Source organism: Streptomyces sp. NPDC101181, from assembly GCF_044767975.1.
In the GTDB taxonomy this organism is placed as follows: domain Bacteria; phylum Actinomycetota; class Actinomycetes; order Streptomycetales; family Streptomycetaceae; genus Streptomyces.
In genome coordinates this window covers 1-2,808 of record NZ_JBIWOX010000040.1, presented here as the reverse complement: position 1 = coordinate 2,808, position 2,808 = coordinate 1, and the positions used below count along the sequence as shown (strand labels likewise).

4 protein-coding genes and 1 pseudogene are annotated in these 2,808 nt (G+C 68.0%); 4 read left to right on the top strand and 1 reads right to left on the bottom strand.

The window, feature by feature from the left end; all coding sequences use genetic code 11:
* On the bottom strand, positions 1 to 225 hold a 225-nt coding region (locus ACIRRU_RS30385; RefSeq protein ID WP_403685671.1), incomplete at its 3' end, for a glycosyltransferase.
* A 94-nt stretch (positions 226 to 319) separates the two neighbouring features.
* On the opposite strand from ACIRRU_RS30385, the gene rfbA reads away from it, so the two are divergent.
* From rfbA to ACIRRU_RS30365, 4 genes and pseudogenes are all read left to right on the top strand, one after another.
* Positions 320 to 1,192 carry a glucose-1-phosphate thymidylyltransferase RfbA gene (gene rfbA, locus ACIRRU_RS30380; protein ID WP_403685670.1) on the top strand — a complete coding sequence of 291 codons (873 nt, stop codon included), beginning with the start codon at positions 320 to 322 and terminating at the stop codon, positions 1,190 to 1,192.
* A gap of 21 nt (positions 1,193 to 1,213) precedes the next feature.
* The gene (rfbB, locus tag ACIRRU_RS30375; RefSeq protein ID WP_403685668.1) at positions 1,214 to 2,188 is read left to right on the top strand and encodes a dTDP-glucose 4,6-dehydratase; all 975 of its coding nucleotides are present in this window, start codon (positions 1,214 to 1,216) and stop codon (positions 2,186 to 2,188) included.
* Positions 2,189 to 2,223: 35 nt separating this feature from the next.
* Complete coding sequence (locus tag ACIRRU_RS30370) at positions 2,224 to 2,487, top strand: hypothetical protein (protein WP_363205351.1); 264 nt, start codon at positions 2,224 to 2,226, stop codon at positions 2,485 to 2,487.
* A gap of 87 nt (positions 2,488 to 2,574) precedes the next feature.
* Positions 2,575 to 2,808: pseudogene (locus ACIRRU_RS30365) on the top strand (hypothetical protein); the annotation flags it as partial.

Sequence of the window (2,808 nt, the reverse complement as noted above, 5' to 3'; positions counted from 1 at the left end):
TAGGGACGACCAGCGTTCGGCACCGTGGCGCAGCTTCAGCACCCGCCACATGCCGTGGTCGCGGCCGACCGCCACCGCCGTCAGCCCCGCCCCCGTGATGTCGGGGACCAGCTCGGGCTGGGACGCCACCCGCACCTCATGACCGGCCGCCTCCAGGGCCCGCGCCAGAGGCACCATGCTGTAGAAATGCGTGCGCACCGCATAAGCGGTGAAAAGTATGCGCATGCCGACTCCTTGAATTCGTGCTCCTGTGTTGACTCCTGGGCCGTCAATGGGGTCAACCTATGGGGGACGTATATTAGGTGCGAAGGGGAGGGCCGTGAAGGGGATAATCCTTGCCGGGGGCACCGGCAGCCGCCTGATGCCCATTACTTCCGGAGTTTCGAAGCAACTGCTTCCGATCTACGACAAACCCATGATCTACTACCCGCTCTCGGTGCTGATGCTCGCGGGGATCAAGGACATTCTGATCATCACGGCCCCGGAATCCATGGAGCCGATCTCCCGGCTGCTCGGCGACGGAAACCGCTGGGGGGTCGACATCAGCTATGCCGAGCAGCCGGAACCCCGGGGAATAGCGGACGCCTATATTGTCGGCGCAGACTTCGTCGGGGGTGAACCCTCCGCCCTGATCCTCGGCGACAATCTCTTCCACGGCGCCGGGTTCCAGGAACTGCTGCGTGAATGCCGGACGATGTCGCGGGGCTGCACGCTCTTCGGCTATCCCGTCGCCGACCCGGAGCGCTACGCCGTCGGCGACGTCGACAGCGAGGGCAGGCTGGTCGGCATCGAGGAGAAACCGGCGCACCCGCGTTCGCGCAACGCCATCACGGGGCTGTACTTCTACGACAGCGACGTGGTGGAGGTGGCCCGCGGGCTGCGCCCCTCCGCCCGCGGCGAGCTGGAGATCACCGATGTGAACCGCGCCTACCTGGAGGCGGGGACGGTGCGGCTGGTCGAGCTGGGGCGCGGCTTCACCTGGCTCGACACCGGGACCTACCGGTCGCTGCTCGACGCCGGCCAGTACGTCCAGGTGCTGATGGACCGTCAGGGAGTGCGCGTCGCCTGCCTGGAGGAGATCGCCCTGCGGATGGGATACATCACCGCCGACGAGTGCCACGCGCTCGGCGCCGCGATGCCCCAGGCCGGTTACGGGCGCTACGTGATGGAGACAGCGAAGGCGCTCGCGTGACGCGCCGGAAAGGGTGACACCGTGAGAGTCCTGGTCACAGGCGGCGCCGGCTTCATCGGCTCGCACTTCGTCCGATGCCTGCTGGGCAGCGGGTACCCGGGGCTGGAGGACGCCCGGGTCACCGTACTGGACAAGATCACCTACGCGGGCGACCCCCGCAACCTCGGCCCCCTGCTGGACGATCCGCGGCTGCGCTTCCTGCGTGGCGACGTGTGCGATGCGGCGGCCGTGCGCGAGGCCCTGCGGGAGTGCTCCGTCGTGGTGCACTTCGCCGCCGAGTCGCACGTGGACCGCTCCGTCGCGGACGCCGCGGCCTTCGTGCGGACGAACGTGCTGGGCACCGGGGTGCTCCTCCAGGAGGCGCTGGCAGCGGAGGTGGACAGCTTCGTCATGGTCTCCACGGACGAGGTGTACGGCTCCGTCGCGTCGGGCTCCTGGGACGAGGACTTCCCGCTGCGCCCCAACTCGCCCTACTCGGCGTCCAAGGCGTCCGCCGAACTGCTCGCCCGGTCCTTCCACCGCACCCACGGGCTGCCCGTCCGTATCGCCCGGCCGTCCAACACCTACGGCCCCCACCAGTTCCCCGAAAAGGTCATCCCGCTGTTCGTCACCAGGCTGCTGGACGGCCGGAAAATCCCTCTGTACGGTGACGGCTCCCACGTGCGGGAATGGATTCACGTGGACGACCACTGCCGGGCCCTCGCGCTCATCGCCGTCAACGGCAGGCCGGGCGAGGCCTACAACATCGGCGGTGGCAAGGAGATATCGAACCGGGAACTCACGGAAATGCTGCTGGAGCTGTCCTCGGCGGACTGGTCCAGCGTGCTCCACGTCGCCGACCGAAAGGGTCACGACTTCCGTTATTCGGTCGACCCCGGGAAGATATTCGGTGAACTCGGCTTCACTCCCTCCGTCGACATCGCCACGGGCATGGCCGACACGGTGCGCTGGTATGCCGAGAACAGGCACTGGTGGGAACCGCTGGTGCGGGACTGACGCAAGCGAAACGCAGGAGAAAAGGGAGCATCACCATGGACGTCGTACTGGACGAGGCATCGGTCAAGGCGCAGATCCGCGTCTTCCTGGAGCGCTATTACGCCCAGGAGAAGGACCCCGATTCGGTGAAGCTGGGCGACCTCGACTCCTTCACCCTCATACAGCTGCTGCTGCACATCGAGGACGTCTTCGACATCGTCGTGCTGGAGGAGCTGCACAACTTCCGCGGCGGCGGCTTCGACGAGTTCTCCGCGTTCGTCGTCCAGATGGGCACCCGCAAGCCGGTCCACACCCCCTGACCCCCGGGCCCGGCGTCCTGTCGCCGCCCCCCCTGTCCCGCCGGCGGGACAGCGTCCCCGTTCCCTCGTCGTCGGAGGTCCCCGGCCATGCGCGTGCTGTTCGCCCTCTACGCGGAGAAGACCCATCTGTACATCCAAGTGCCTCTGGCACGGGCCCTGGAGGCGGCCGGTCATGAGGTGCGGGTGGCGTCCCAGCCGGAGCTGGCCCCGGAGATCACCCGGGCGGGGCTGACGGCGGTGGCGGTGGGCCGCGACCACGGCATGGGCCGCCTCCTGGCGATGCGCCCCGAGTGGAAGTCCCGGTTCGGCGGCTCCTCCCTG